The organism is Synechococcus sp. MW101C3, from assembly GCF_002252635.1.
GTDB lineage: Bacteria > Cyanobacteriota > Cyanobacteriia > PCC-6307 > Cyanobiaceae > MW101C3.
Genome location: NZ_NQKX01000002.1, coordinates 330,711 through 350,373 on the forward strand (window position 1 = coordinate 330,711; position 19,663 = coordinate 350,373).

Sequence of the window (19,663 nt, forward strand, 5' to 3'; positions counted from 1 at the left end):
TCTCGGTGGTCTGCTTCAGAGGGAGAGAAAGGCGGGCGTGTGGCGGGTGAGGATCCACAGCCCCATCAACACCACCCCCACCAGCACGGTGAAGGCATAGGCCTGCACCCGGCCGGTGGTGCTGAGGCTGAGGCGGCGCGCCCCCTCCAGGGCCAGGTCGCCGCTGCGGTTGCTGAAGCCGTCCACCAGGATGCGGTCGACCCAGCTGCTGGTGGCCGCCAGCGCCACCACCAGACCCACCACGGTGCGGCGGTAGAGGCCTTCAGTGTGCAGGTCGGCGGCCAGCCATTCCTGCAGGCCGGCCAAGGGGCCGGACAGCTTGGGCAGGTGCTCGGTGGAGAAGAGATAGAGCACCGACCCGGCCGTGATTCCCAGCAGCGTGGAGGCGAGCAGCGGCAACGCCATCGGGCCCCACTCCGCGCCAATGCCGGCGCGGCTGATCAGGATCGGCAGGTGCAGCACCAGGCCGGTGGCCACCATCGCCGGCAGCACCATCAGCCACAGCACTTCGGCGGAGCGCTTGGTGAACACCGAGGGCTTGCCGCCCCAGATCAGCCCGAAGATCCGCACCAGTGCGGCGCTGATCAGGCCATTGGTGAGCAGCACCACGGCGGTGAGCAGCAGCGGGGCCTGGCTGGCCGAAAGGCTGGCGGTCATGGCCCGCAGGGCACCGAAGCCAGCCAGCGGCGGCAACCCCACCAGGCCGGCGCCCCCCACCAGGAAAGCGATGCCCATCAAGGGGCGGCGCGACCAGAGGCCACCCAGCTGGGTGAGGTCCTGGCTGACGTTGCTCGACACCACCGTGCCCAGGGCCAGCAGCACCAGGGCCATCGGCAGCGGATAGACAAGCAGCATGCGCCAGGCGGTGTCACCGGCACCGGCGCCCACGGCCAGGAACAGCAGACCCAGCCAGCTGCTGACCAGAAAGGAAACGGCCCGCTTGATGTCGATCTGGGCCAGGGCGATCAGGGCGCCCACCAGCGCGGTGGTGCCGCCCACGACCACCAGCACGGCCTGCACGGTGGGGCTCACCGACAGCAGTGGCTCAAGCCGCAGCAGCACCCAGGCCCCGCCCAGCACCACCACGGAGTTGCGCAGCACCGTGGAGGGGAAGGGGCCTTCCATGGCCTCGTCGAGCCAGAGGTGCAGCGGGATCTGGGCGCACTTGCCCATCGGGCCGGCGATCAAGGCCAGCAGGATCAAGGTGAGGCCGGGGCTGGGGGTGGCCTGCTCGGCCCAGGCATTCAGGGCGTTGATGTTCCAGCTGCCGGCCACCGGCAGCAGCGCCACCAGGCCGGCCAGCAGCACCAGATCCCCTACCCGCTTGGTGAGGAAGGCATCGCGCGCGCCCTTCACCACCAGCGACTGATTGAACCAGGTACCCACCACCAGATAGGTGCCGAGCGTGAGCAGCTCCAGTACCACATAGGCGAAGAAGAGGGAATCGGTGAGCACAAGTGCGCACAGGCCGGCCTCGAACACACTCAGGCAGCCGAAGAAACGGGGCCAACCCCAGTCCATCTCCAGATAACCAATCGCATACACCTGTGCCAGCACATGGATGCCGCAGATCATGGTCATGGCGATCAGCACCGGCGTGTTGATCGTGGCGTCGAAGCGGATCGACAGGCCGGCGGTATCCAGCCAGGGCCAGCTGCGGGTCAGCGGGGTGCCGCTGAAGGCGATCCAGGCCGCGAGGCTGTGCAGGAACGCCACCAGGTTGAACAGGAGATTGATGTAGCCGGCGGGGCGAGGACCGGTACGGGAGATGAGCCCGGGCACCCAGAGCAGGGAGAAGAACGCCCCCAGCAAGGGATAAAGCGGAATCAGGAAGGCCGTCTCAACGACGGACGTTGCAAAGGAGGCCGTCTCGGGCGGGGGGACGGTCATCTGATCGCGAGGCTTCCGGGATGATCGCGAACAATAGGGAGTGACCGTTAACGGTTGGGGGGTGGATGAAGAGGTATTGCCAATGTCTGCGCCAAGCCAGCGTGATCAGTGCCAGCTGATGCCTGCCATCCGTGGATCCTTGGACAAGCTGATCCGTGGTCCCGAGAACGGGCCCCGTATTTGTACTTAACGGGTTAAGGGACGGTGAATGCAGCGAAGGCCGCCTGCCACAGCGCCGCCGCCCCCAGAGGGAGGCTTGACACAACCCCAGAGAGCAGGACGGCGGCCAGCAGCCGCAGCAACGGCACCGCGCCGGCCTGCCAGATGAGCAGCCCTGCGATGTTGGCGGTGAGCACCAGCAGGATCAGCAGCATTGTGCTGGCATTGGGAAGCCAGGCGCAGATCACGGTGGTGAGCAGCACCACGCTGATCAGCATCCGTCAGCCCTTGCCGCGCAACAAAGACAACAGGCGGTGGGCCGCCAAGGAGAACACCCCGGTGACCTCCAGGGCACGCACCAGCACCATCATTCCGAAAGAGGAGCATGCCGCTCACCAGCAGCAGCACGGCTCCCAGCAGGGCGCCAGTGAGATGGGTGAGCCCCAGAGCCGTGGCCAGCAGCATCTTGACGAAGGTGGCAACGGCGAGCAGGGCCTCGTGGCGGCTGATCTCGGTGTGGGAGGCATCCAGCAACTTGAACCTCCGGGGCTCTCCAGCCGTTGACGGGTGGTGCCGTGGTCCCCCAGCACAGACACGCTGCGCCCCTTTTCTACCGCCTCATCCACCACGTTCTCGAGGGCCAGTGCCGCCGTGACACCCAGGCGGGATACGGAGCACAGATCGAACATGATGCTCTGGAAATCGGTGATCGCGTCGTGCTCGCGTGCGATCGCCAGGCCAGGCCGAAGACCATGGCGCCGTTGAGCTGGAAGAGCAGCACCTTGCTTTCGCCCTGATCCAGCAGCACCCTCTCCTCTGGGGGTGAGAACAAGTTCGCCGTCGCTGGTGCTGATCGCCTTCACACCCCCTGGATCGCAGGGCATTCATGCGCACGATGGTGAGCCTCAAGCGGCCCCTGCCCCCGAGGCCACCCCAAAGGCGAGCGCCATCGGCAGGGCGATCACCGCAGCGGTGACCCCACCAAACACGCCAACGCGGATGTTCTGAAGATTGATCCGGTTGGTGATGGCCGCGCGAGACTTTCATTCTCTAGGCCATACCCGCAGGCCAAGGGCAAGGCTCCGGCCTGGGCTGCAGGCCATAGTTGCCCGACTATTCGGTGGCCTCAGTGCTCAGCATCGTCGAGATCATTGTTGGCATCCTGCTGCTGTTCGGCGGTGGCGAGCTGTTCGTGCAGGGGTCGGTGGCGCTCGCCCTGCTGCTCGGCATTCCGCAGCTGGTGATCGGCCTCACGGTGGTGGCCATGGGAACCAGCGCTCCGGAACTGTTCGTGAGCGTGCTCTCCACCCTCAAGGGTGCCGACGACATTGCCGTGAGCAACATCGTTGGCAGCAACATCTTCAACGTGCTGGTGGTGCTGGGTTGCAGTGCTTTGATCCTCCCCCTGCGGGTGCACAGCCGTCTGATCCGGCGCGATGTGCCGATCCTGCTTGCGGTGTCGATGGTGGTGTGGGGCATGGCCTCGCCCGGGCGCATGACCTGGCAGGCGGGCCTGGCGCTGCTGACGGCCCTGGTGATCAACACCATCTGGGAAATCCGCACCGCCAAGGAAGAAGGCGACGCGGATGGAGAGATTGATGCCGATGAGGCCAAGGGCGGCTACCTTCCTGCCTTCATCAAGCTGGCCGCCGGCCTGGGCCTGCTGGTCTGGGGCTCTCAGATCCTGGTGAAAGGGGCCACGGCCATTGCCCTGAGCCTGGGGGTGAGCGAAACCCTGATCGGCCTCACGATCGTGGCGGCGGGCACTTCCATGCCCGAACTGGTCACCTCGATCGTGGCGGCCTTGCGCGGCAAGGCCGACCTGGCGATCGGCAACGTGATCGGCAGCAACCTGTTGAACCAGCTCGTGATCCTCGGGCTCTGTGCCTTCATCTCCGGCGATCGCGGCCTCAGTGTGGATCCTGTGATGATCCACCGCGACTTCCCGATCATGGTGGCCACCACCGTGGCCTGCCTGCCGATCTTCTTCAGCGGCGGGGTGATCACCCGCCTGGAGGGCGGCATCCTGATCGGCCTCTACGGCCTCTATCTGGTTGAGCAGATCCTCCCGTATACCTACCCCGGCCTTGACGGCCCGATCGAGCGCTTCACCCTGATGGCCTTGATTCCTGCCCTGATCGTGCTGCTGGGCTGGCAATCCATGAGCCACTGGCGCCAGACACGTCGCCTTCCCGGCTGAGGCCGGGCGGAGCTGCCGCAGAGCTCAGCCGGCACTCGCCAGAACTGAGGGGGCACCCACGAGTGATCAGGCGGGATAGCAGCCCTTAAGCGGCTGTCCTGGTCGGTCCGGCAGGTTGGCGGATCAACCAGAGCTGGTCGCCCTGCACCCACAGCAACAGCAGCCCTGCGGGGGAGTGCACCGAAACAGCGTGCGGCTGGCTGAGGCCCATGGCCTGGGCAGCCGCCAGGGGCAGGCGGCGCAGTTCCACCCCCTGAGGCAGGTCGGTCAGGCTCTCGGGCCTGTTGCTGGCCATCACGCCGGTGTCCCAGAGCAGCCGGTAGGGGCGATCGGCGTTGGCACCAAGCCGTAGGTGACGCCTGGCCAGGGCGGCGCTGGCAGCCTTCTGGCCCTCGTCCATGGCCGGGCGTTCCGCTGCCGCCGGCGGGGCGGCTGCGTCTGCGGGCGTGGCGTTTGAACCAGCAGCAGTTGGCGCGGCGGCCGCTCCGGCCTTGCTCTGCAGCTGGGCGACAAGTTCCAGGGCGGAGGCGGCGCTGGCCGGAAGGCCAGCGGAGGCAGCCGGCGGGACCCCCCAGGCCAGGCCGCCGCGGCCAGCGCTGCCTGCAGCGATGCGGGAAGCCGGCAGCACCGGAGTGGCGGAACGGCGCGGGGTCGTTGGGCCGGCCTCAAGCGGCGGCGGCGGCGGCAGTGGCAGGCTGTTGCCGAAGGGCAGATCGATCGTGCTCAAGCTGGCTGCCAGCGCCACGGGCTGACGGGCACCACTGCTGAAGCGCAGCAGCTCCGGGGTGTTATCGGTCACCGGCAGGCGCGGGGCCGGTGGGCGGGGACGCACCGTCAGGTTGCTGCTGGAGAGCCAGAGGACATGGGCTCCCACGGCGATACCCACCGGCAGCAGCCAGCGGGAGGTTCCGATCGCCGCCAGCCAGCGCCCGTTGGCGCCCGCCCGCGCCCAGGCGGGCAGCGGGAGGCTGCGGCCTGCGGCAGGGGGCCGGCCGTCAGGAGGCAGGGGCTTGGGACGGGGAGGGAAGTTGAACGTCAAAGGGAAGCGCACTGGCATCGAGCAGGGGAAGAAATCGCTGCACCAATCCCCAGGAGGTGGTGGGGGAGGGAATCAGCCGCACGCGGGCCTGCGCGTTGATGCGGCGGGCCTCCTGCAGCAGGGCGGGCAACTGGCCAGGGTTGACCGTGCGGTTCCAGAGGCGCAGCCGCCCATCGGCCGCCAGGTGCAGCACCACCAGGCCGCGGTGGGCGGGCGCCTGGGCGAGCTGCTGAGGCAGCAGAAGCAGCGCCATGCTGAACAGGCTGAGGGCCGCCCCAAGCAGCGCCAGCCAGAGGCCCTGCTCACCGGCCGTGATCGGGCCGGCCGGCCCGATCCGCCGCACCGCCAGGGCTGGGGAAAGCCCCGAGAAGGGGTTGGCGCGCTCTGCTGGTCTCACAGTGGGCCCGGCAGACGGTCGATCCACACCGGCTGGCGGCTGTGGCGACGCAGCCAGGCCAGGTCGCTGCTCACCTGCCTGCTGGAGCGGGCATCGGAGGGCAGAAAACGCACACCCTGTGGGTTGGTGGCGCCACGCAGCTGAGCCACCAGCGCCACTTCACTGATCGCGGCGCCATCGAGGTACCAGCTGCCGCTGGCGGCGCGCACCAGAAACCAGTGGGGCTGAAGGCCCTGAGAGGCGGTGGCGCGATGGCGCGGCTCCGGCTGCCGCAGAACAACGGGCAGGGCAGCCACGGCGGTGAGGGCGATCAGGTTGAGACCGGTGAGTGCCAGGAGGCGGAAGGTCATGGGGCCTCGGCCGCAGCGCGCAGGCAGGCCAGCTCCAGACGGCTGCGTTGCCATTGCCGCAAGCCCTGATTGGTGCGCAGCAGCACCGCAGCGATCAGGGCGACCACCAGGCCGAGCCAGGTGCTGACCAACACCTCGCCGTAACCCTGCACGCTGGCGCCGCTGGGCAGGGTGAGGTCGGGGCCGAGCTCGGCGAGCACACGCATCAGGCCGCTGACGGTGCCGATCAGGCCCAGCAGGGGGCTGATCAAGGTGGCGGCTTCAAGCACGGGCTCACCCTGGGCCATGGCCAGCTCCAGCTGGGCCAGCTCAAGGCCTTCCCGTTGCTGGCGGCTGGCGCCTGCAGGCGTGGCCGAAACGGTGTCGAGCAGGAGGCGCTCCTGACGGGTGGAACTGAGACCCCAGCGCTGCCAGTAGCGCAGCCGCTCTACGCCGATCGCCAGCACCACGATCGAGAGCAGCAGCAGGGGAACCATCACCGGACCACCGGCACGCAGCGCCGCGAAACCCATGCCGCCGCCCAGTTTCCCTTCCTTTGCAATGGCGAAACTAAGGGGCCGCGGGGCCGGTGCTGTGTCGTGCCAGAACTTGACAAACGTGTGGAAACCATTCACGCCTTTGGCGTGGGTTCCGCCTCATCCGGGAGCCCTCTCGGCCGGGCTGGCCTTGCAGTTCGGAGGCTTGGGCGCGGGCTGCGCGGCAGCTGTAAACGAGGACGCACAGCCTTCGAGCCAGCTGGCCCTGTTGCTGCCAGGCTGCTCTTACCAACTGATGTTCCGATGACCACGATCTTCGCCGACAGCAGCTTCAGCATCGGGCGCACGCCGATGGTGCGGCTCAACCGGGTGGTGGGTGACTGCAAGGCCACCGTGCTGGCCAAGATCGAGGGCCGCAACCCCGCCTATTCGGTGAAGTGCCGCATCGGCGCCGCCATGATCTGGCAAGCGGAGAAAGATGGCCTGCTGGGAGCCGGCAAGGAGCTGATCGAGCCCACCAGCGGCAACACCGGCATCGCCCTGGCCTTCGTGGCGGCGTCCCGCGGCATTCCGCTCACGCTCACGATGCCTGAAACGATGAGCCTTGAGCGGCGCAAGCTGCTGGCGGCCTACGGCGCCAAGCTCGAACTCACCGAGGGCCGGCTCGGCATGACCGGGGCCGTGGGACGGGCCCGCGAGATCGCCGCCTCCAACCCCGACCGCTACGTGCTGCTGCAGCAGTTCGCCAACCCGGCCAACCCCCAGATCCACCACGACACCACCGGTCCGGAGATCTGGGCCGACACCGATGGCGCCATCGATGTGCTGGTGGCCGGTGTGGGAACGGGCGGCACGATCACCGGCGTGAGCCGCTACATCAAGAACACCCTGGGCAAGCCGCTGGTGTCGGTGGCGGTGGAGCCGGTGAACAGCCCGGTGATCAGCCAGACCAAAGCAGGCCAGCCGATCCAGCCCGGCCCCCACAAGATCCAGGGCATCGGCGCCGGCTTCGTGCCGGACAACCTGGACGTGGAACTGGTGGACCGGGTGGAGACAGTGAGTGATCAGGAGGCGGTGGCGATGGCCCGGCGGCTGATGCGCGAGGAGGGAATCCTGGCCGGCATCTCCTGCGGTGCCGCCACGGTGGCTGCCCTGCGCCTTGCTGCGGAAGAGGCCTACGCCGGCAAAACGATCGTGGTGGTGCTGCCCGATTCCGGCGAGCGCTACCTCAGCTCCGTGTTGTTCGAAGGCGTGTTCGACGAGGCCGGGCTGGCGATCGCGGGCCGCTGAGCGGCAGCTGGGCCGGCGATGCGGGAGGCTTCCCGCCACCAGGCCCAGCCCTCGCGGTTGATCAGCAGGCCGATCAGCACCAGCACCACCATCAGCGCCACCTGATCGGGGCGTGAATCGGGCACGAGGATATCGGCGATCAGGTGCGGCAGGTTGGAGATGGTGTACACCACGCTGATCCAGAAGTGCAGCCGCCGCCATGGCCGCCAGCGGGCAGGATGGCCCGGATCACTGGCGGCATAGGCGATGGTGACAAGGCAGGCGAGCGGTACCAGGAAGTAGGCGAGCATCGCCCCGAACAGCAGCGGCAGCGCCGCCACCGGCACCTGGCTCTCTTTCTGGTGACAGGCCATGGAACAGGGGCATCAGCCCCAGGTCGACGTGGAACAGCATGGCCAGGAGCCAGGCCAGCCATAACCAGCGCAGACGCATGGAGCGGTCCACTGCGGGGAGCCGATCAGCCGGAAAGGAAAGTGGGGGCAAGGAATGCACTGGGATCAGCAGCTTGCCATCAGGGGTGCTTGACTCGGCCATCGTCATCGCTCCCATCGCCGTTGTCAGCATCGCCATTCCTGGCCCATGCGGCCGTATGGGCGCCTTGGTTCGCAATCAGAGCTGACGCAGCGGCAACCAATGGCACGGTATTGAGGTCTGAACCATGAGCGCCTTCCTCACTGTTGCCTCAGAGCCGGCGGGTTTGATCACGCTGCTGATTTTCGCCGGCGCGATCGTGCTGTTCATCACCGGCTGGCTGGCGCCGGAGGTGACCGGCCTGCTGGCCGCTGCCCTGCTGGTGACCTTCAAGGTGCTCAAACCCGATGAGGCCGTTCAGGGGTTCGGCAGCCCTGCCCTGATCACCTTGATGGGCCTGTTTGCCGTGTCGGCGGGATTGTTCCGCAGCGGCGGCCTCGATCGTCTGCGGGCGCTGATCGGGTCCGATGCGGTGCGCAGCCCGAAGCGCATGATCGCGCTCATGGTGGGCGTGGTGGCCCCGATCTCGGCATTCGTGCCCAACACCCCGATCGTGGCCACCCTGCTGCCGGTTCTGGAGGGCTGGTGCCACAGGCGCGGCATCTCCCCCTCGAAAGTGCTGTTGCCCCTGTCCTTCGCCACCGTGCTGGGGGGAACCATCTCCCTGCTCGGCACCTCCACCAACCTTCTCGCCAGCGATGTCAGCCGCCAGCTCGGCTATGGCTCGCTGGAGCTGTTCAGCTTCACGGCGATCGGGATTCCGATCTGGCTGATCGGCTCGGCCTACATGCTGTTCTTCTCCGAGCGCATGCTCCCCGATCGGGGATTTGAAGGCGACGACCTGCTCGGCTCCATGGCTCGCGAGGGATACTTCACCGACGTGCTGATTCCATTGGAATCGGAACTGATTGGACAATCGCTTCACAACAGCAGGCTCCAGCGCCGTTTCGACGTGGACGTGCTGGAGCTGCACCGGGGCAGTGAGAGCTTCACCGCCCCGCTGGCGGATCTCGTGCTGCAGGCCGGCGACCGGCTGATGCTGCGCTGCAATCGCGACAACCTATTGCGCCTGCAGCAAGAGCACACCGTGACCCTGGCGCCGATCACCGATCTTGACGAAGACGTTCAGGAACTGGCCGGGGCTTCCAGCACTTCCCCCCAGCGCGTGGTGGAAGTGCTTCTCCCTGATGGTTCTGCGATCGTCGGCTCCAGCGTGCGGGATCTGCGCTTCCGCCAGCGCTACAACGCCACCCTGCTGGCGGTGCGGCGCGGCAACCAGGTGCTGCGCGAGCTGCTGGGGCGCGTGCAATTGCAGGCTGGCGACGTCCTCCTGCTTCAGGCCCCGCTCGATGCGATCCGCGGCATGCAGGCCAACAACGACCTGGTGCTGCTCGACGAATTAGAGAAAGACCTGCCCACCACCAGCCGTAAGTGGGTGGCGGTGGTGATTTCGGCACTGGTGATCCTTTTGCCGATGTTCAAGTTGCTGCCGCTGATGGCAGTGGTTCTGCTGGCGGTGGTGGCAATGGTGGCCACCGGCTGCCTGCGTCCCGGAGAGCTGCAACGCTCGATCCGCTGGGATGTGATCCTGCTGCTGGGCTCACTCACCAGCTTCAGCGTGGCGATGCAATCCACCGGGCTGGCCGAGGCGCTCGCCACCGATTTGTTGCGCTCGATGCAGGGCTGGTCGCCCTATCTGGTGCTGCTGTCGGTGACGGTGCTCGCGCAGATTTTCACGGAGGCCCTCAGCAACGGAGCCACCGTGGTTCTGCTGATTCCGATCGCCACCGAGGTAGCCAAAGGGCTGGATCTGCCGCCGATGGCCTTCATCTTCGCCGTGATGTTCGCCGCCAGCCAGAGTTTCCTCACGCCGATCGGCTATCAGACCAACCTGATGGTGTTCGGCCCCGGCCGCTACCGCTTTCTCGACATGACCCGCTACGGCCTGCCACTCACCCTCACCCTGGCCGTGACGATGCCCTGGCTGATCTGCCGCCACTTCGGCATCTGAGCCCACACTGGAGGGAAGCGCCAAGCCCTCCTGTGCTCAGCAAGCTGAACGAACGTCTGCAGCACTGGGGCTTCAGCTGGAGCGGCTGGCGTGACAACCGCCGTGGTGAATGGTGGCTGGCGGCCCAGCTGCTTCTGATCGCCGCCCATTTGCTGCCGGCCACGCCACCGCCCAGCCGCCTGGGCATCGACTGGCCGCTGCCCTTGCAGCTGGTGGGCCTGGCCCTGTTGGTCGTGGGTCTGGGGCTGGCCCTGCAGGCGTTCCTGAACCTGGGAGATAGCCTCACGCCGCTGCCTGAACCGATGCCCGGTGCGGCCCTGGTGACGGCAGGGCCCTACGGCCGCTGCCGCCATCCGCTGTACCAGGCAGTGTTGCTCTGCTCGCTGGGGATGGTGATCGCCCTGGGCAGCCTGCTGCACCTGTTGCTGCTGCTGGGCCTGGCCGCCGTGCTGGGCGGCAAGGCCCGGCGTGAGGAACGGGCCCTGTGCGCCACCCATCCCGACTATCCCGCCTACCGGGAGCGCACGCCGGCGATCGTGCCGTCACTCCCCTGGCTCGACTGGCGCTGATGCGGTGCGCAGGGCAAGGCCAACGCCTGCATCAGGTTTCCGGGCATCTCCGCCTCCGCCTGCAGGCGGGCGATGCCGCAAAGACGCTGTCAACCCTATCTGATTAAAGCTGTTATGCCCTTTTCCGCATAAGTGTCAACATGCGACAGGATGTGCATGACGATCGGATTCTTCAGTTCTTGGTCCGGTTCTCACGTACTCAAAAGGTGCGTCACCCACCCCAAAACGGCAAACATGACGCCATGATGGTTGGCGTTGCTAGGTATTTTGCGTAATGAGTGCTGCGGCCGATGGGCTAGTTCCAACCCCCCAGCTTCTTGAAGAACTCAGCCAGTTCTTTCGCCTCCTGAGTGAGCCGGCGCGGCTGCAATTGCTCTGTCTGTTAAAGACGGGCCCCCAGGATGTGGCCGCCCTGATTGCCTCTACCGGCTTCAGCCAATCCCACATCAGCCGCCAGCTGAGCCAGTTGCAGCGGGCGGGGCTGGTGCGCTGTGAGCGGGAGGGCACCCGCTTGATCTACACCGCCGACGAGCCGCTGGTGGACGATCTCTGCATGTTGGTGATGGGCCGCCTGCGGGAACGGCTTGAACAGCAGCTTGAGCACCTGCAGGCCGCCTGATTCGTCGCCTCAGACCAACCGCGACCCGCTGGCCTTCAGTCGCTGGCGAGGATCAAACACCGCAGCGATCGTGCGGATCAGCCAGCGTCCTTCCGTGCTGACGCGGAAGCCATTGGACTCCAGCTGCAGCAGGCCGTCGGCCTCCAGGGCCTGCAGGTCAGCCCATTCTGCCGCGAACCGCTGGGGGCCGTTGAGCGGCTCTGCTCCAGCCTGGGCGTTTATAGCTTGGCCGGTCTGATCTGCGCCGCCAAGGTGGGCAAAATCGACGCGAAAATCGCACATCAAGCGCTGAATGATGCGACGCCTGAGCAGTTCGTCAGGATCCTCGACCACCAGCCCCCTCTCCACCGGCAACACGCCGGCGTCCAGCGCCTTCAGATAGGCCCGGAGATCCCGCTGGTTCTGGCTGAACAGGGTGGGGTACTGGCTGATCGCCGTGACGCCGATCGCCAGCAGGTCGAGCTCTCCACCGGTGGTGTAGCCCTGGAAATTGCGATGCAGGCGGCCAGCCCGGGCCGCCACGGCCAGGCTGTCCTCCGCCAGGGCGAAGTGGTCCATGCCGATGGCGTCATAGCCATGGCTGGTAAAGGCGTCATAGGCGCCCTGCAGCATCAGCACCCGCTCGCGCTGGCTGGGCAGATCATCAGCAGCGATCTTGCGTTGCAGCGGCAGTTGCTCGGGCAGGTAGGCGAAGCTGAACAACGACACCCGATCGGGCCGCAGCTCCTCCACGAGGGCGATCGTGGCGGCGAAACGGTCAGGCGTCTGCAGCGGCAGGCCGCAGATCAGATCCACGTTCACGCTCTCGAAGCCCGCCTCCCGCATCCAGCCCATCGCCCGCCGCAGCTGATCGGGCGGCACGATCCGGTTCACCGCCGCCTGCACTTCCGGATCGGCGTCCTGAATGCCGAAGCTGATGCGGTTGAACCCGAGGCGGCGCAGGCCCAGCACCTCGTCACGGCTGAGGAATTCCGGATTCACCTCGATCGAGGCTTCCAGGCCGGGCTCCAGATCGAAGTGGTGGGCGATCAGCGCCCAAAGCTCCGCCTGCTCGCTCACGCTCAGGTAATTGGGAGTGCCGCCACCCCAGTGCAGCTGGCTGAGGCGCCGGCGCTGGCCCGAGGCCTGCTGGATCAGCGCCAGCTCCCGGCCCAGGGCCTGCAGGTAGGGGCCCACCACCTTCGAGCCGGCCTGGGTGGTGATCCGGTTGCAGCCGCAGTACCAGCAGGCATGACGGCAGAAGGGGATGTGCACGTAGAGCGACAGGGGCTCGCTGCTCGGCCGGGCCAGCTCCGCCGCCAGTTCACCAGGGCCCACACCGGTGTGGAAGCTGGCGGCCGTGGGGTAGCTGGTGTAGCGGGGCACGGGCTTGTCGTGCTTCAGCAGCAGCTGCAGCGGTTCGAGGCGGGCAGGAGCAGTGGTGGGCATGGGACGGGGGGCGCGCAGGAGAGAGTGAGGAAAGAGGGGAAGAGGCAGCAGCCAGGGGCAGATGGCGCGGCGGGAGGGCCTGAGGCACGACATCCAACCGCCAGCAGCAGACGCCAGTTGCCGGCCGCCAGCTTTCGGGCTCAGGCGGCGCCCAGATCGCCCAGTTCGGCCAGCAGGCGCTGGGTGTCCTGGAAGGCCACCACCGCTTCATCAAGCAGCTCACCTTCTTCCGCCTCGCTCAGGTCGAGTTGCTCAAAGGCGTCGTGCAGGGCGGCCTTGAGCACCGGCAGCGGCTGATCGAAGGCCCAGAAGCGCACGGCCGGCAGGCCATGGGCCGCCAGGATGGCGTTGGCCTGCTGGGCCAGCTGTTGGCCGCCGGAGAGATCGCCGCCGTAGCGCACGTAGACGTGGGCCAGAAAGCGGTGCGGAGCCTGCTGGGCCAGGGCCTGCAGATGCTCGAGCCAGAGGGCGGCAGCGGCGGAGCGCGGCGTGGCGGGCGCTGCCGCCAGGGCTGCCGCATCGGCGGCGAGGGCAGCACTGCGGGCCAGCGCCGCCCAGGGGAAGTCGATCGCACCAAGGGCCGCGGCCAGCTCAGGGCCCTGCTGCTCGATCAGGGCGTAGCCGGGGCCCAGCGCACGGATCAGAGCTGCCAGCTGCAGCGGGCTGGCCTGGCCGTCGAGCAGGGCGCGTGAGAACTCCATACCTTCGGCCTGGTGGTGGGCGGCGCCGATGCGGCCATGCAGACGGCGCACCCGCGGGCCGAAACCCTTGCGGGCCGCCAGGTCGGCGGGGCTGGCGTGATCGGAGAGGTCGCTCGGGGAGGTAGCGGTTGGGGGGGCGGGCGCGGGGCTGGAGGCCGCGGCGGGGTGCGTGGTGGTCATGGCGAAGGCAACCGGGGCGGGGCCTGACAGAGGCCGAACCAGCTAACGGTATCGCGCTACCGTTATGCCGTTGTTTCGTCGTTGCAGATTCGTTGCAACGTTCAGCACCCATGGCTGCCATCCCCTCCACTCCCCAGGTCTGCGGCGCAAGGCCGCTGCAGCTGCTGCTGGCTCCCGGCGGCCAGCTCAGCGACGACGGCCAGCTGCGGGAGCTGATCGCCGAGCGGCGCGACAGGCAGGGCGCCAACGTGGAGCTGTGGTACCTGCGCCCGGTGGTGCTGGCGGCCCTGCTGCCGGAGCATGGCGCGGGTCAGGAAGCAGTGGTGGCGGCTGATCCGGCGGTGATCACCTGGTTGCAGCTGCGCTTCGGCGGCAGCGTGAGCACAGCCGTCCTCGACCCCCAGCAGCTGCACAACCGGGCCGGCGGGCTGCCGCCGCGGGCGCCGCTGGCGGCAGTGACGCTCTGAGGTCTCCGTTCAGGACCTCCACACCGAGGTGTCCAACGCGACAGCCAGACCCACCGGGCCGCTTCAGGGTCTGGTGGTGCCGCTGGTCCGCGCGCCCGGATTCCGCCGACCGCCAGCCCCACGCCGTCTTCGCCTCACTCCTCCCTGGTGACCAGGGCTTCCGTCATGACCCTCAGCCCGCTCCGGGGCCCCCGCCAAGGGGTTCTGATCGATCGGCTCCGCCACTGGCTCGATGGCATCGGCCCGCGTTCCCTGCCGCTGGCCCGCCTGCTGGTGCGGCTGATTCCTGCCCGCTGCCCGTTCGAGCGCACCGTGGTGATCGCGGGCCACACCGTGCTGCACATCCCGCCGCTCTGCCAGATCAACCCCCTGTTCGATGAGCTGATGGCGCTGCGCTTCCGTGCCCTCTGCCGCCTGGAGGCCCACCAGCAAGGCCAGCAGGAACGGCGTCAGGACCGCCAGCCTCAGGCCCGGCGGCAACACTCCTGACCAAGGCGAAGGCCACCGCGCTCAGCCTCAGGCCACTGAAATCAGCTGCAGGCCCCTGCACTCAGCCGCAGGCCACCGCCGCCAGGCGTGCGGCCAGGCGCGTGGCCTGGCGTGGGGCGAAACCGACCGCCTCCAGCGCCGAGCCCAGGCAGCCCATGAATTCCCCCACCAGCGCACTGGGATCGATGCCGATCGCTTCGAGATCGCCGTGCACCTCCCGCAACATCGCCATCGCCACCGGCACCGCCCGCTCACACCAGCGGCTGATCGGCGCCGCCACAGCCGGGAAGCGGGCCGCCAGCTGGCGCTCGCCGTAGTCGAGGTGCTCGGCCTCATCGGCCAGCACCGCCGCCGTGATCGGTGCGGCGTAGGCATCGGCCACCGGCAGATAGCAGCGGTAGGCGGCCACGGCGAAGCTTTCCACGATCAGGCACTGGATCACCAGAGCCCCCACCGTGTCCGTGGTGCTGAACGCCTCATTGAACAGGGCGCGCAGCGGCGCGAACAGGCGGCGCGCCAGGGGGAGATCGGGGCGAATCGCCAGCTGGCGGCCGCAGCCCACGAAATCCAAGGCGTGGCGGCCTTCCATCGCCGCCAGGCTCCGCAGCTCGTCGCCGTCTTCCGGCAGCAGCTGCGCCAGCTGGCGGAAATGGCGATCGGCCAGCCCCTCACCCACGATCACGAGACCGTTGATCCGGCCGTAGGCGTCACGGTAGGCAGGGGTGAGCGCGGGAGCGGGCATGGTGACCTCAGGTGATGGGAGCGGGAAGGGGGTGATGGCCAACAGGCTGCGCCTCGGGGGCACCAACAGCCGCCGGCTCCACCGGCAGCGGTTCGTTCATGGCGGCGCGGGCCGCCAGCCAGCGGTCTGAGGCGGGCATGGTCAGGCAGTCGTCGAACCAGGGGCCGCCCAGCGTGTAGTGCAGGATCTTTGGGGCCGCCGGCAGGGGCAGCACCCCCACCAGCACGTTCCATTCAGGCGGCAGCGCACCGATCTGCTCGTCGGCCAGCCAGTGGAACTGGTGCAGCTCCAGGCCCGAGGCGCTGTTCACCAGCTCCGGCGTGAGCGCCATACAACGCGCGCAGTTGAAGAGCATCACCGACGACCAGTTCTTGCGGCCGTAGGGCGTCTGGGGCATGCCCTGGAACTTCAACCCCTGCTCACACACGTGCTGGTGCTTCACCAACTGCACCGCATAGCGTTCATCGCGCAGGGCCCAGAGCTCGGCGAGGTCCGCCAGGCAGAGCATGTCGGCATCGATGAACAGGGCCCAGCCCTGGTAACCGGCCAGCCAGGGCACCAGAAAGCGGCTGAAGGAGAAATCCGTGCTCTGGCGCGGATCGCGCTCCCGCTGGTACACCCCCGCCAGCTGATCGAGCCGCACCTGAGCGATCAGCAGCGGCAGGCTGGAGCGGGCCTGAAAGGAATCGGCGAGCACGTTCACCGCCACCCGTTCCCGCGGGTCGTAGCCGATGAACACGCGCGGGATCTCGAAGCCGGCGGGTGTGTGGGTCATGCCCCCTCCGCCGGCACCATCGGCTGGCAGAACTGACGCAGCAACAACCCAGCGAAGCGCAGCTTCAGGCCCAGCCTGCGCAGCAGTGCGCCCGGCTCCGTCTTGAGCGCCTGCATCTGCTGGAAGCAGGTGACCAGGCGGTCGCGCAGCTCCAGGTAACGGCTCTGCTCGAGGTCGAACACCCAGGGGAAGGCGCGGCGGGCGGTGCGGTTGGTCTGGCGCATCACCTCGGCATCGAAGCGGCGGGGATCCATGCCCAGCAGGCGGTAGAAATCGCCCCGCTCACACACGGTGAGGCTGTGGGTGAGAAACACCGACCAGAGGAAGAAACGGCTGAGCAACTTGCCGCGCAGCCCCTGCTTCAGACCGGGCCAGCAGCGGATCAGCAGGTTGAAGATGTCGCCGTGGCGGTTCTCGTCCTGGCACCAGGGTTCGAAGAAATCGAACAGCGGCGCAAAGGCGTTGTCGGGGTTGGCCTTGAGATGGCGGTCGATCAGGATGTAACGCCAATAGCCGATCTTTTCGGACAGAAACACGGAATAGAGCACCCAGCTGAGCGGGAACCAGGTGATCGGCCGCTTGGTGCTCAGCTTGGGCAGATCGAGCTCGATCCCTTCCGCCACCAGCGCCCGGTTGAGGAAGCCGGCATGGCGGGCTTCATCGCGGGCCATCAGCTGGAACAGGCGGCCCAGCTCCTGGCGTTCGGCCTGGAACAGGCGGCGGGAGAGCTCCTTGAACAGCAGGAAACCGGAGAACTCCGACACGCACGACCGCACCAGATAGCTCTCGTAAGCGGTCTTGGCTTCCGGGCTGAGAGCGCGCAGACGGTCGAGCGGGGCCTTGCGGTCGAAGTGGTCGCGGTTGTGATCGGCCTCCATCTCGGCGAGCATCGCCTCAAAGGCAGGCCGCTGCTGCTCCAGGTCGGTGCGGGCGGCCTTGTCGATCTCCGTGGTGTAGAAGCGGGGCGTCAGCAGGTCTTCGCGCAGGTGGGGGGCGGCCGGGGTGGCGGCGGCGGCGGGCTGGCGGATGGTGGCGGTCATCGGGAGGCGCTCGAGAGGGGGACAGGGGCGGCGGCGGCGCGGGCATAGGCGACGGCATCGGCGCCATGGCGATGCAGGTGGAACCACTCCTGCAGATCGAGCAGCCAGCCGAGCCGCTCGGCGCTGCCGGCGGGGGTGCAGCCTGCGAGCTCGGCGGCCTGGCGGTGGCTGTAGCGATGGCCGGGGCAGAGGCAGCCCACTTCGGCGAGCCAGCGCTCCTCCAGCCGCAGATGCAGACCCAGGGCCCGCACCAGCTGACGGCAGCCGGCGGTGGAGGCCTCGCCGTCGATCAGCTGCTCCAGCAGCGCCTCGATGCGGCTGTGCTGCCGTTCCAGCAACCGGCTGCGCTCCGACCAGAGCCGCGGCCAGGGCCGGCTGCGGCCGCGCCGCTGCCAGCGAACACGCTGCCGGGCGGCCGGCAGTGCTTCGGGGGCTGGCGGCAGGGGAGGCGCAGCAGGGGAGGGGGCGGGGAGCGTCAACACCAGCGGCATTGTTCAACGCTATAACGACATCGTGATACTAGAGGATGACGGTCAGGCCGCAACCGTCCGGCGCCAGTCCTCGCCACTCCGCAGCCCCAGTCGGCCAGCCCGGTGATCGCCAGTGGCCGTAGCTCTAGACGCTGCTGCTCAGCCGCAGCGTGGAGCCGCGGTCGCCGGCGATCACCTCGATGCCGCCGCGGATGCGCTCGCGCAGGGCGCTCACGTGGCTGATCAGGCCGATCATGCGGCCGCCCTCGCGCAAGCGGTCGAGCTCGTCCATCGCCAGCTGGAGGTTGTCGGGATCGAGGCTGCCGAAACCTTCATCGATGAACAGGGCCTCTAGGGGCACGCCGCCGGCGTGGGCCTGCACCGTGTCGGCCACCCCCAGGGCCAGGGCCAGGGAGGCCTGGAAGGTTTCGCCGCCCGAGAGGCTGCTCACCTCCCGCTCCTCGCCGGTGTAGGCATCCAGCACGCGCAGGCCCAGGCCGGCGTTGCGGCCGCCGTGGCCACCCTCGTCGGTGAGCCGCAGCTGGTAGCGGCCGGAGGTCATCAGGGTCAGCCGCTGGTTGGCGTAGCCGCAGATGTCGGCGAGATAGGCGGAGAGCACCCAGCGCTGCAGGGAGATGTAGGGGGCCGCCTTGCCCTGGCAACGGTTGGCCACGGCGCTGAGCCGCTCGGCCCGCTCCTGCTTCGCCGCCAGGGCGGTGGTGCCGGTGCGGTGTTCGGCGGTGAGGCGGGTGATCTCCCGCTGGGCGGCCCGGGCTTCGCTGTGGCGCTCCACAGCCCGGGTGCGTGCCCCATCCAGGCGGGCCACGGCCTCGCCGGCGGCGGCGGAGTCGGGCCGGGCTTCCGGCAGATCGGCCAGATCGGGGGCGGCCAGGAGGTTGCGCTGCTCGATCACCGCCGCCTCGTAGGCCGCGATCCGCTCGACCAGCTTCAGGCGCCAGCTCTCCTCCTGCAGGGCCGCCGCGGCATCCTCCGCCGTGGCGAAAGGTGAGGCGGCCAGTTCCTGACTCAGCCGCCGGGCCGCCTGCTCCAGCTCGCTGGTGGCACGGGTGTGGGCGCCCGCACCGGCCACCAGGGCCTGGAGGGAGGCCTCCAGGGGCCCGAAGGCCCGCAGCACCACACCCGGCTCCAGGCCCTCCCCCAGCTCTCGCGCCACCTGCTCCGCCAGGGTCTGCTGCCGCTGGCTGGCCTCGGCGGCGGCCTGGTTCTCCAGGGCGATCGCGGTGGCGGCCGCCTCAATGGCCTTGGCCAGCTGCTGGCGTTGCTGCTCCCGATCGGTGGTCTGCTGCTCCAGCGCCGGCAGGCCTTCGGCCAGGGACTGGGCCGCCTGGTGGGCCGCAGCGGCCGCGCCGGCGGCCTGGCGGGCGGCGAGCGGATCGACGCCGTCGCCCACCTTCTCCAGCACGACGCCGAGGGCGGCCTGGGCGTTGGCCAGGGCCACCGCGGCCGCCTGTGCCGCCTTGGTGGCCGCAGCCAGGGTCCGTTCGGCGGCGGCGATCGTCCCGTCGTCCACGGCATCGGCCGAGGGCCGGGCCGGCGCCGGATGGTCGGTGGCGCCGCAGACAGGGCAGGGGGCTCCGGCGGCCAGCTCCCCGGCCAGCCGGGCGGCCATCCCCTCTATCTGGCGCCGCCGCAGCTCGTTGAGGCCGGCGGCCGCCGTGTTGACGTCGCGATCGGCCCCGTTCCTGGCGACCTCGGCCGCGTGCTGCCGCTCCCGGGCCGGGGCGATGGCTTCGGCGGCAACGGCGCGGCCATCAGCCTCCCGGGCGGCCCGCTGCAGGCCTTCGAGCTGGTCGCGGGCGCTGCGGGCCTTGGCGAGCAGCACCAGCTCCCGCTCCTGCTCCGCCGCCAGCCGCTCCTGCTGGGCGACGGCGGTGGCCCG

Annotated in this window: 22 protein-coding genes; 8 read left to right on the forward strand and 14 right to left on the reverse strand. The window is 68.6% G+C overall.

Annotated elements, in window-relative coordinates; genetic code table 11:
- Positions 1–15: 15 nt before the first annotated feature.
- A complete protein-coding gene (locus CJZ80_RS03860; RefSeq protein WP_094510732.1) occupies positions 16–1,890 on the reverse strand; it encodes an NAD(P)H-quinone oxidoreductase subunit F in 1,875 nt (624 codons plus the stop codon).
- A gap of 194 nt (positions 1,891–2,084) precedes the next feature.
- Positions 2,085–2,327 carry a hypothetical protein gene (locus tag CJZ80_RS03865; RefSeq protein ID WP_094510733.1) on the reverse strand — a complete coding sequence of 81 codons (243 nt, stop codon included), beginning with the start codon at positions 2,325–2,327 and terminating at the stop codon, positions 2,085–2,087.
- Between CJZ80_RS03865 and CJZ80_RS03870 the strand changes: the two genes are divergently transcribed.
- Complete coding sequence (locus CJZ80_RS03870) at positions 2,302–2,613, forward strand: hypothetical protein (RefSeq protein ID WP_144036900.1); 312 nt, start codon at positions 2,302–2,304, stop codon at positions 2,611–2,613. The two genes, CJZ80_RS03865 and CJZ80_RS03870, sit on opposite strands and share 26 nt — an antisense overlap.
- Positions 2,614–3,169: 556 nt before the next feature.
- A complete protein-coding gene (locus CJZ80_RS03880; protein ID WP_094510800.1) occupies positions 3,170–4,249 on the forward strand; it encodes a calcium/sodium antiporter in 1,080 nt (359 codons plus the stop codon).
- Between the two features lie 85 nt (positions 4,250–4,334).
- On the opposite strand, the gene CJZ80_RS03885 is transcribed toward CJZ80_RS03880, so the two are convergent.
- Genes CJZ80_RS03885 through CJZ80_RS03900 form a run of 4 tightly spaced genes read right to left on the reverse strand, consistent with a single transcriptional unit; the run spans position 4,335 to position 6,547 of the window.
- A complete protein-coding gene (locus CJZ80_RS03885; RefSeq protein WP_094510736.1) occupies positions 4,335–5,288 on the reverse strand; it encodes a hypothetical protein in 954 nt (317 codons plus the stop codon).
- A complete protein-coding gene (locus tag CJZ80_RS03890; RefSeq protein ID WP_094510737.1) occupies positions 5,245–5,685 on the reverse strand; it encodes a hypothetical protein in 441 nt (146 codons plus the stop codon). The genes CJZ80_RS03885 and CJZ80_RS03890 overlap by 44 nt, the downstream gene beginning before the upstream one ends.
- Complete coding sequence (locus tag CJZ80_RS03895; protein ID WP_094510738.1) at positions 5,682–6,035, reverse strand: hypothetical protein; 354 nt, start codon at positions 6,033–6,035, stop codon at positions 5,682–5,684. Before CJZ80_RS03895 ends, CJZ80_RS03890 begins: the two co-directional genes overlap by 4 nt.
- Positions 6,032–6,547, reverse strand: a complete 516-nt coding sequence (locus CJZ80_RS03900; RefSeq protein ID WP_094510739.1) for a MotA/TolQ/ExbB proton channel family protein — start codon at positions 6,545–6,547, stop codon at positions 6,032–6,034. Before CJZ80_RS03900 ends, CJZ80_RS03895 begins: the two co-directional genes overlap by 4 nt.
- 267 nt (positions 6,548–6,814) lie before the next feature.
- Between CJZ80_RS03900 and cysK the strand changes: the two genes are divergently transcribed.
- Entirely contained in the window at positions 6,815–7,801 is a 987-nt protein-coding gene (cysK, locus tag CJZ80_RS03905; RefSeq protein WP_094510740.1) for a cysteine synthase A, read from the forward strand.
- Here the strand turns inward: cysK and CJZ80_RS03910 are convergent.
- Entirely contained in the window at positions 7,735–8,154 is a 420-nt protein-coding gene (locus CJZ80_RS03910) for a hypothetical protein (RefSeq protein WP_233132780.1), read from the reverse strand. The genes cysK and CJZ80_RS03910 overlap by 67 nt on opposite strands.
- A gap of 305 nt (positions 8,155–8,459) precedes the next feature.
- Between CJZ80_RS03910 and CJZ80_RS03915 the strand changes: the two genes are divergently transcribed.
- From CJZ80_RS03915 to CJZ80_RS03925, 3 genes are all read left to right on the forward strand, one after another.
- Complete coding sequence (locus CJZ80_RS03915; RefSeq protein WP_094510741.1) at positions 8,460–10,283, forward strand: SLC13 family permease; 1,824 nt, start codon at positions 8,460–8,462, stop codon at positions 10,281–10,283.
- Between the two features lie 32 nt (positions 10,284–10,315).
- The gene (locus tag CJZ80_RS03920; RefSeq protein WP_094510742.1) at positions 10,316–10,852 is read left to right on the forward strand and encodes an isoprenylcysteine carboxylmethyltransferase family protein; all 537 of its coding nucleotides are present in this window, start codon (positions 10,316–10,318) and stop codon (positions 10,850–10,852) included.
- Between the two features lie 274 nt (positions 10,853–11,126).
- Positions 11,127–11,471 (forward strand): helix-turn-helix transcriptional regulator, encoded by a 345-nt coding sequence (locus CJZ80_RS03925; protein WP_094510743.1) that lies wholly within the window; start codon positions 11,127–11,129, stop codon positions 11,469–11,471.
- Between the two features lie 9 nt (positions 11,472–11,480).
- On the opposite strand, the gene hemN is transcribed toward CJZ80_RS03925, so the two are convergent.
- A complete protein-coding gene (gene hemN / locus CJZ80_RS03930; protein WP_094510744.1) occupies positions 11,481–12,899 on the reverse strand; it encodes an oxygen-independent coproporphyrinogen III oxidase in 1,419 nt (472 codons plus the stop codon).
- A 140-nt stretch (positions 12,900–13,039) separates the two neighbouring features.
- The gene (locus CJZ80_RS03935) at positions 13,040–13,780 is read right to left on the reverse strand and encodes a biliverdin-producing heme oxygenase (protein WP_094510745.1); all 741 of its coding nucleotides are present in this window, start codon (positions 13,778–13,780) and stop codon (positions 13,040–13,042) included.
- A 110-nt stretch (positions 13,781–13,890) separates the two neighbouring features.
- Here CJZ80_RS03935 and CJZ80_RS03940 point away from each other — a divergent pair, with 110 nt between their 5' ends.
- Together CJZ80_RS03940 and CJZ80_RS03945 are read left to right on the forward strand one after the other, a co-directional pair.
- Complete coding sequence (locus tag CJZ80_RS03940; protein WP_094510746.1) at positions 13,891–14,247, forward strand: hypothetical protein; 357 nt, start codon at positions 13,891–13,893, stop codon at positions 14,245–14,247.
- Between the two features lie 165 nt (positions 14,248–14,412).
- Positions 14,413–14,736, forward strand: a complete 324-nt coding sequence (locus CJZ80_RS03945) for a Mo-dependent nitrogenase C-terminal domain-containing protein (protein WP_094510747.1) — start codon at positions 14,413–14,415, stop codon at positions 14,734–14,736.
- A gap of 61 nt (positions 14,737–14,797) precedes the next feature.
- On the opposite strand, the gene CJZ80_RS03950 is transcribed toward CJZ80_RS03945, so the two are convergent.
- The 5 genes from CJZ80_RS03950 to CJZ80_RS03970 form a co-directional block, all read right to left on the reverse strand.
- Positions 14,798–15,478, reverse strand: coding sequence for a long-chain fatty aldehyde decarbonylase (locus CJZ80_RS03950; RefSeq protein ID WP_094510748.1), 681 nt, complete (start codon positions 15,476–15,478; stop codon positions 14,798–14,800).
- Positions 15,479–15,485: 7 nt separating this feature from the next.
- A complete protein-coding gene (locus CJZ80_RS03955) occupies positions 15,486–16,253 on the reverse strand; it encodes a glycosyltransferase (RefSeq protein ID WP_094510749.1) in 768 nt (255 codons plus the stop codon).
- Positions 16,250–17,293, reverse strand: a complete 1,044-nt coding sequence (acsF, locus tag CJZ80_RS03960; protein WP_094510750.1) for a magnesium-protoporphyrin IX monomethyl ester (oxidative) cyclase — start codon at positions 17,291–17,293, stop codon at positions 16,250–16,252. The genes CJZ80_RS03955 and acsF overlap by 4 nt, the downstream gene beginning before the upstream one ends.
- Positions 17,290–17,775: a hypothetical protein gene (locus CJZ80_RS03965; protein ID WP_144036901.1), complete on the reverse strand. Its 486-nt coding sequence runs from the start codon at positions 17,773–17,775 to the stop codon at positions 17,290–17,292. The genes acsF and CJZ80_RS03965 overlap by 4 nt, the downstream gene beginning before the upstream one ends.
- Positions 17,776–17,908: 133 nt before the next feature.
- Positions 17,909–19,663 (reverse strand): SbcC/MukB-like Walker B domain-containing protein (locus CJZ80_RS03970; protein WP_304442202.1); only part of this gene is annotated, 1,755 nt, incomplete at its 5' end.

Bases quoted from the DNA above. Each gene is read 5' to 3' on its own strand.
- acsF (WP_094510750.1), bottom strand. From the start codon at position 17,293: ATGACCGCCACCATCCGCCAGCCCGCCGCCGCCGCCACCCCGGCCGCC.
- CJZ80_RS03865 (WP_094510733.1), bottom strand. From the start codon at position 2,327: ATGCTGATCAGCGTGGTGCTGCTCACCACCGTGATCTGCGCCTGGCTT.
- CJZ80_RS03860 (WP_094510732.1), bottom strand. From the start codon at position 1,890: ATGACCGTCCCCCCGCCCGAGACGGCCTCCTTTGCAACGTCCGTCGTT.
- CJZ80_RS03925 (WP_094510743.1), top strand. From the start codon at position 11,127: ATGAGTGCTGCGGCCGATGGGCTAGTTCCAACCCCCCAGCTTCTTGAA.
- CJZ80_RS03955 (WP_094510749.1), bottom strand. From the start codon at position 16,253: ATGACCCACACACCCGCCGGCTTCGAGATCCCGCGCGTGTTCATCGGC.
- CJZ80_RS03950 (WP_094510748.1), bottom strand. From the start codon at position 15,478: ATGCCCGCTCCCGCGCTCACCCCTGCCTACCGTGACGCCTACGGCCGG.
- CJZ80_RS03940 (WP_094510746.1), top strand. From the start codon at position 13,891: ATGGCTGCCATCCCCTCCACTCCCCAGGTCTGCGGCGCAAGGCCGCTG.
- CJZ80_RS03915 (WP_094510741.1), top strand. From the start codon at position 8,460: ATGAGCGCCTTCCTCACTGTTGCCTCAGAGCCGGCGGGTTTGATCACG.
- cysK (WP_094510740.1), top strand. From the start codon at position 6,815: ATGACCACGATCTTCGCCGACAGCAGCTTCAGCATCGGGCGCACGCCG.
- CJZ80_RS03895 (WP_094510738.1), bottom strand. From the start codon at position 6,035: ATGACCTTCCGCCTCCTGGCACTCACCGGTCTCAACCTGATCGCCCTC.
- CJZ80_RS03910 (WP_233132780.1), bottom strand. From the start codon at position 8,154: ATGGCCTGTCACCAGAAAGAGAGCCAGGTGCCGGTGGCGGCGCTGCCG.
- CJZ80_RS03900 (WP_094510739.1), bottom strand. From the start codon at position 6,547: ATGGGTTTCGCGGCGCTGCGTGCCGGTGGTCCGGTGATGGTTCCCCTG.
- CJZ80_RS03935 (WP_094510745.1), bottom strand. From the start codon at position 13,780: ATGACCACCACGCACCCCGCCGCGGCCTCCAGCCCCGCGCCCGCCCCC.
- CJZ80_RS03945 (WP_094510747.1), top strand. From the start codon at position 14,413: ATGACCCTCAGCCCGCTCCGGGGCCCCCGCCAAGGGGTTCTGATCGAT.
- hemN (WP_094510744.1), bottom strand. From the start codon at position 12,899: ATGCCCACCACTGCTCCTGCCCGCCTCGAACCGCTGCAGCTGCTGCTG.